Genomic DNA, 6451 nt, shown 5'->3' on the forward strand with positions numbered 1-6451 from the left:
CCTTATTGAATCATTGTTCTACCTACTATAGCACATCCTTGATCACAGCAATTTTTTCGCAGAAGCTTCTCCATCCTTCATACTGATTTTCTAACCTTATGCCTGTACTCTTTCTTCTAATCCAAGTGACGTTTCGATGACCATATCCGCTAAAATTTCTGTAGGATCAATCATAGGCATGTTTGAAGACGAGGTTAGGACAAGTGGGATTTCTGTACAGCCCGCTATAATCGCTTCTGCCCCTTCTTGCAGCAGCTCTTTAGCAGCTGCCAAAAGGTTTTGATGCCCTTTTTCCAAATCGCCGCCTTTTATTGCATATATTCCTTGCATGACGGTCTCCTGCATCTCTGAATCAGGCTCCAACACTTCAATATTGTAACTTTCACAACTACGTTGATACAGTTTCGTATTTAGGGTTCCGCTTGTTGCCAGCAAACCCGCCTTATTGATACTATTCTTCTTTAAAAAAACCGCTGTCTCTTTGGGCATATGCAAAATAGGGATACTTACTGCATGATCAGCTGACTTATAAAAGAAATGCGCGGTATTGCAGGCGATGACTAAAAAATCTGCCCCTGCCTCTTCTAAACGCCGTGCTGACTGCTCAATATAGGGAGCAGGATTTGCACCTTTTTCCAATATAGCCGTTGTCCGATCAGGTATTTGGGTATAGTTATCTGCAATGACATGAATATGATCTTGATCTTTACTTGCAGGTGTCCGCTGAATAATTTTATTCATTAAATCTACTGTAGCTAAAGGACCCATTCCACCAATAATTCCAACTACTTTTTTCATTTTCTCACCACTTCTAAAGAAATTTTATAATTGAAATTCACTAAGAGACACCATTCTGCTGTAGGTGTACTTTTTTGCTTTCTTTATTATAATTTTTCTTTTTAGAAGTAGATTATAGAAAGAATCTATTCACTAATAGAAACTATAAATTCGTGTGTCTCAGGTTACTGTTTGTCTTCACTTGAAAAATGAAATTTCATTCAAATAATTTAAAAAGCTCGCTGTATTCCGCCTTGCTCATTAGTTCCAAGTTTGATGGCCGACATCTTTAAGCATTGAACCATTTTATTGTCTGGCGTGATCAGCTTTCCCTGCTCGGTTTCTTTGATCGGAATTAATTACTGGACTGACTTCAGCTTATTAAAGAAAGCAATCTAAAAGAATTGAGTGAGCTGCACGAAAAGAAGATTTGGGAAGACCGGCTCTCCCAGCGGCAATACTACCATAAAAAAGCTAAAGAAGTCGTGTACCAGCGCTTTTCTTCTCCTTCCATTCCGGAAGCGAGACTTATGCGCAAAGGTTTAGGAGACTGGTACTTTATCGTGCCGGGAACCGATGATACGTTCAGCTATATGGAAGGGATCTATACACACAGGTTAACACCTGACTATTCCATTGAGATGGGCAAGCGCAGCACCAAGCCTGGATACGCGGTGCTTAATCTGCCGGCCGTCTATTCTCTTACCTATCAAGTGATGGACTGCTTTATCAGCAGGTTCCGGTGGCCAACCTGTATATGGAGCGGTTAAAGGACCGATGGGTCATTCATATGAAAGATGCCTGATTAAATGGTGTTTCGGTTGAGTTAGCCGACTTTATTAAGTGATCTGCCAAACAAGGGCGTGTGCGGTATGTTCCGGAATATGAAGCACTCAGCATTGAATCAGAGGAGGAATTGCTGTCAGTTTCACTGTCCGTGGATATTAAGGGTTGGCTGAGAAAAAAAGGCGAGCAAATAGGCAAGAGTATGCAGGACATTGCTGCGGAGATTATCGAAGAAGTATATAAACGCGAGCAAGACCAAAGCAGAGACACTATCAATAGTTTTTAAGCATTCAATCAAAATCGCGGCTGATTTGCCTAAGTCAGTTCTTTATTTTCATATCTTGTAGTTATAATTATTTAGCTCCTGGTTCTTTATTAAATAAATGAAAAACCTTCTTAAAAAGCGATGTGGAAGAAACCACATCGCTTTTTAGTAATTAAGTGATCTATATCTAACTCAAGTTTTCTGTAGAATGGCCACGCTCTGCATTCCCGTCGCCTGCAAATGATATTGATATATTTTTTATAATGTGTATTTAAATTTAGCACATAGTAATTAAAACCAATATTATGTGAAATAAACATAATGCTATTAACAGCGGCCTCACTTTTGTTTAAAACTGTTAAGTTATGAATACCATCAAACGGGAACAATTTGACTACATGCAGCCAATAAAAAGGAAGGGCTTCTTTCTATTTCATATGTTGTCATATGTCGTTTATTTTAAAAGGCTTGAAATAAGCCCTGTTGTTAGCAAAAAGGGAATAAAATAGCCGTTAAGCAAGAGGATTCAGCTTAACGGCCTGTTTGATGGTTGAATTATTTTTTATTGATTAACAACTTTGTGGATACGGTAATATTAGGCATCGCTTTTTCTTCTACACACATCGTTCCCGGCAGGTCCGCATGGTCTGCCCCATTAAACGTGATTGTGCAGTGGCCAAGCTCACTCACTGTCTCATTTACTTTACCGCCGACAAACGTGATTTCATAAGACTGGTCGTCAAATGAGAGGATGTCACCAGCTTCAATGGTGCCTTCCAAGGGAACCACCGTATGGCTAACAGCGATGTCGCGCAAATCTTTTGGCGCACTTTCATTAAAAAGAATGAGCATTTTTTCTTCTGCAAACATCTCCACATCTGCACCAAGCTCTGTAACTGTTGACTGATAGATTGTTTTCAGTTGTAAACTCTCTTGAATACTCATGATTCTACCTCCTGTTTATTCATACATACCGAAGCTTGCAAAATAAGCAATCACAACCGCAAGCGGCCCTGTAATTAAACGTGACATTAAAACAGCCGGCACCCCAACTTCTACTGTTTCCGGTTTTGCTTCCCCAAGTGTTAAGCCTACTGGCACAAAGTCTGCGCCTACCTGTGGGTTAATCGCAAACAGGGCTGGAAGAGCGAGGCTTGGCGGGATATTCCCTTTGCCGATTTCTACCCCGACGAGTACACCAACGACCTGGGCAATAACGGCACCCGGCCCGAGCAGCGGTGACAGGATCGGCACGGCACAAATCACCGACAGAACGAGAAGCCCGAAGATATTGCCGGCAAGCGGCGATACAAAGTTGGCAATAACATCGCCAATACCTGTGTACAGGATAATCCCGATCAAGGTGCTGACAAGCGCCATAAATGGGATGATGTTTTTTAATACCTGCTCAATCGTTTCCCGTGCTGCCTGATACAGCACCCCAATGACGCCGCCCATCGAACGGCCCAGCTTTTCAATGATGTTCTGCTTGCGCGGTTCGCCATTGCTGTCTTTCATCTGCGCGACTTTTTCACGCGCTTCTGCTTTCAGCTGCTGGGCATTTTTCGGATGAGCTGCCGCAGTAACGGACGGTGCTGCTGTTCCATCTGCCGGCTGAATGTCCGGCTCTCTTACACCGGAGACAAAGTTGTCTTCCTTAATAAACTTCATTAATGGGCCGGATGGCGATGTAGGTGTTAAATTGATCGTCAATACACCCATTTTAGGATACACACCACAGCGTGCTGTACCGCCACAGTCGATGAGGACGCAGGCCATTTCCTCTTTTTCAATCGATGTTTTAAAGCCGTCAACTGCCTGTGCGCCGGTTAATTCGGCAATACGCTGAGCAACCGGGTGAATCCCTCCGCCAGTAACGGATACAACATACTTTTTCTGCTCATCCGGCTGGATGACGAGCGGCCCTCCCCATCCGTTGCTGCCTTTGGTAATTTTGACTGCTTTATATGATGGATTTACTGCTTGATTTTCAGACATGTGCTTCTCCTCCTCTCTTCGTTAGTCCGTTACGGAAATACCCTGACGTTTCATCATTGTAATAGTAATGCGTTCTGTGATAATCCCGCGGATTAACATTACGACCAGTCCAACAAGAAAGAACCGGATGGCCAGTGGTCCTGTTGAAAGGCCAAGCGTTGTAATACCCTGTGCAATTCCCATGTAGATAAACAGTTCTGCCGCATTCGCATGCGGGAAAAGCCCTGTAATCGGATGGAGAAAGGATACGGTTGAATCATAAAATGCCGGCTTCTGGCGTTCCGGAAGGAATTTCCCGAATGTGTAGGCCATTGGATTGGTCAGAAAGAATACCGCCAAAAATGGAAACAATGTATAGCGCAAAATAATATTTTTGGTTGTTTTACGGGCAAAGCGGTCAATACGCTCTTCCCCAATAATTTTAATTAAAGCGTTTACAGCTAGAATCAAACAAATGAGTGTCGGAATGATGCCGGTGAACATGTCCATAAAGGTTTCTCCACCTTTTTCGAACATTCCGATAAACCCCTCTGCGAATTTCACTAAGAAGTCCATTCTTTATTTCCTCCTCTTTTTTGTTCTTATATGCTGAGGTCTAAGCCGTGGTTGCCGTATTCATCTGTTGCTTTATTTTTTCGATTGCCATGTTAAGTGGGTTTTTCCATTTTTCATCATACAAGCTTGAAATATGTTTACCTGTAAACTTATGATGGTTTTTAAATTTCGCGAAAACCGTTACTCCATTCATCACGCGGCATTCTTCCACAATGCCTTCTTCATTTGTTACCAAAACGAGAACCGTTCCGGAACCAAGTTTTTTCTTTTCAACACCAACGCCGAGATAGCCTCCTTCTCGATTGCTCATCCGACGTACCGTCATCTGATAATGCTTCATTTGTCTTGCCATGAGGTAAAATTGAAGCAGCCACATGATGACGAATCCCGCAAGAAGATAACCCCACATTCGATGTTCGCTCCTTTACAATGATTAATTGCACCTTCCAGTGGTGAAATTAATCTTTTTCCTCTAAAAGTGCCTGGGCCGTTTCTTCATCGGTGATCAGGACTTCAATCAATCTGCCTTTTAACGCGGCCTTAATTGCTCTTACTTTTTCTTTTCCGCTCGCTACGCCAATCACAAGTGGAAGGTCCTTTAATTTTTCTACGTCAAATGCAATGGTTCGATCATTCCATGAATTTTCCGAAACAGATCCGTCTTCATTAATAAAGTTATAACAAATGTCACCTACAACCTGTTGATCGGCAAAGAGATTTTGGTGTTCTTCACCCAAATAGGACTTTACCATCGTTGAGTGCTGCGGTGTGCCGCCAATTCCTACAACGGCAATATCTGCTTTTTCCGCAAGGTCAAATACACTTTTAATAGAAGACTGCTGTTTAAACACTTCTTTTGCTTCTTTGGAGTCGACCATTACAGGTGTATGAAGCAGTTTATACTGGGCATGACACTGGCGGGCCAGTGTGGCCACAATGTGATTCGCATGGATATCAACCCGTTCATTTCCCATGCCGCCTACTAATGGAACAAACACGACAGATGGATACTCCTGGCTTGAGGTGAATGCTTTGGCAAATTCGTAAAGAGTTGTTCCCGATGAAACCCCAATAGTTTGGCCATCCTGCATGACTCTCAATAAATACTTAGCCGCTGCAGCACCGAGCCGGCTTTTGGACGATTCTCCGCCAAAGCTGGGGATACAGATCACTTCCCGGATGCCATACGAACGCTCCACCTGCATTTCCAGCTGGCGAAATGGATGGATAATATCATCATGAATGATAATTTCCACAATGCCCTGTTCTTTTGCTTTTGCTAAGTATTTCGAAATCAATGAGCGGCTTACGCCCATTTCTTTTGCAATTTCTGATTGTGTGGCACCTTCTTCGTAATACATGTGCGCCATTTTTACAAGAGACCGTCGGTCTTCAATAAACGTCATTGTTCTTACCCCTTTGACATGCTGATTGAACAGGGAGCCATGTTTCCATGGGCGTACCCTCCCTGCTCATTATACAAGTTGTTCAGCATGATCTGCTATGACAGATAGTTTCTTACAGCGTAATGATGCTCGAAAGAAGCTCTTTTTGCAGGCCGTCTTCCGGGAATAAATGATTTTGAAGCTCTCTTAGTTTCCAAACTGTTGTGCTTGGATCGAGTTCTACATCATCTGTTGTTAAAAACTGGCCCTGCTTAATCGCTTTTTTCGCGACAACCTTGCCGCTGATCAAGCCGATTGGAATGTGTCCGTTCCGCTTCATATCCTGATGGGTTTCCAATACACCGCGGACTGCATAGCCGCCGATTCCATCAAGCGTTTCACCCGGCTGGATGTCTTTTTTCGCCACCGCAACCGTTTCAGAAACCGGTGCGCTAAGCGGGTGGATCGAAGACTCATGCTGCAGTACCGCTTTGGCAATCGTAATGGGTGTTTCCAGGCTGGCAAGGTGGTATGGGCGGTATAAAATGTGGTGCTCTCTGTCACCTTTCTTCAGCAAATAATTCAGTTCGTGCGCTACCGCTTCGTTCTGGCCTTTTACGATAACAAATACGCCAGGTGCAAGACCATCTACGTACTCAACTACACCGAAATTGTTTAACACGCC

At 43.3% G+C, this 6451-nt stretch carries 8 protein-coding genes; 1 reads left to right on the plus strand and 7 read right to left on the minus strand.

Annotation, left to right across the window (positions count from 1 at the left end; all coding sequences use genetic code 11):
* Positions 1–96: 96 nt before the first annotated feature.
* Entirely contained in the window at positions 97–798 is a 702-nt protein-coding gene (gene cuyB / locus RG959_RS20680; protein WP_342798735.1) for a cysteate racemase, read from the minus strand.
* Positions 799–1181: 383 nt separating this feature from the next.
* Between cuyB and RG959_RS20685 the strand changes: the two genes are divergently transcribed.
* On the plus strand, positions 1182–1547 hold the full coding sequence (locus RG959_RS20685) for a hypothetical protein (protein ID WP_342798736.1): 366 nt from the start codon (positions 1182–1184) through the stop codon (positions 1545–1547).
* Between the two features lie 836 nt (positions 1548–2383).
* On the opposite strand, the gene RG959_RS20690 is transcribed toward RG959_RS20685, so the two are convergent.
* The 6 genes from RG959_RS20690 to RG959_RS20715 all read right to left on the minus strand — a co-directional run.
* Positions 2384–2773, minus strand: coding sequence for a PTS glucitol/sorbitol transporter subunit IIA (locus RG959_RS20690; RefSeq protein ID WP_342798737.1), 390 nt, complete (start codon positions 2771–2773; stop codon positions 2384–2386).
* Positions 2774–2788: 15 nt separating this feature from the next.
* Entirely contained in the window at positions 2789–3826 is a 1038-nt protein-coding gene (gene srlE, locus RG959_RS20695) for a PTS glucitol/sorbitol transporter subunit IIB (RefSeq protein WP_342798738.1), read from the minus strand.
* 21 nt (positions 3827–3847) lie between these two features.
* Positions 3848–4381, minus strand: coding sequence for a PTS glucitol/sorbitol transporter subunit IIC (gene srlA, locus RG959_RS20700; RefSeq protein ID WP_342798739.1), 534 nt, complete (start codon positions 4379–4381; stop codon positions 3848–3850).
* 40 nt (positions 4382–4421) lie between these two features.
* A complete protein-coding gene (locus tag RG959_RS20705) occupies positions 4422–4790 on the minus strand; it encodes a transcriptional regulator GutM (RefSeq protein ID WP_342798740.1) in 369 nt (122 codons plus the stop codon).
* Between the two features lie 49 nt (positions 4791–4839).
* Positions 4840–5787 (minus strand): sugar-binding transcriptional regulator, encoded by a 948-nt coding sequence (locus tag RG959_RS20710; protein ID WP_342798741.1) that lies wholly within the window; start codon positions 5785–5787, stop codon positions 4840–4842.
* A 112-nt stretch (positions 5788–5899) separates the two neighbouring features.
* On the minus strand, positions 5900–6451 hold a 552-nt coding region (locus tag RG959_RS20715), incomplete at its 5' end, for an SAF domain-containing protein (RefSeq protein WP_342798742.1).

The organism is Domibacillus sp. 8LH (assembly GCF_038806185.1).
Lineage (GTDB): Bacteria > Bacillota > Bacilli > Bacillales > Domibacillaceae > Domibacillus > Domibacillus indicus_A.

Excerpts from the sequence above, each read along its gene's own strand:
- cuyB (WP_342798735.1), bottom strand. The coding sequence starts at position 798 with ATGAAAAAAGTAGTTGGAATTATTGGTGGAATGGGTCCTTTAGCTACA.
- srlA (WP_342798739.1), bottom strand. The coding sequence starts at position 4,381 with ATGGACTTCTTAGTGAAATTCGCAGAGGGGTTTATCGGAATGTTCGAA.
- RG959_RS20690 (WP_342798737.1), bottom strand. The coding sequence starts at position 2,773 with ATGAGTATTCAAGAGAGTTTACAACTGAAAACAATCTATCAGTCAACA.
- RG959_RS20705 (WP_342798740.1), bottom strand. The coding sequence starts at position 4,790 with ATGTGGGGTTATCTTCTTGCGGGATTCGTCATCATGTGGCTGCTTCAA.
- srlE (WP_342798738.1), bottom strand. The coding sequence starts at position 3,826 with ATGTCTGAAAATCAAGCAGTAAATCCATCATATAAAGCAGTCAAAATT.
- RG959_RS20710 (WP_342798741.1), bottom strand. The coding sequence starts at position 5,787 with ATGACGTTTATTGAAGACCGACGGTCTCTTGTAAAAATGGCGCACATG.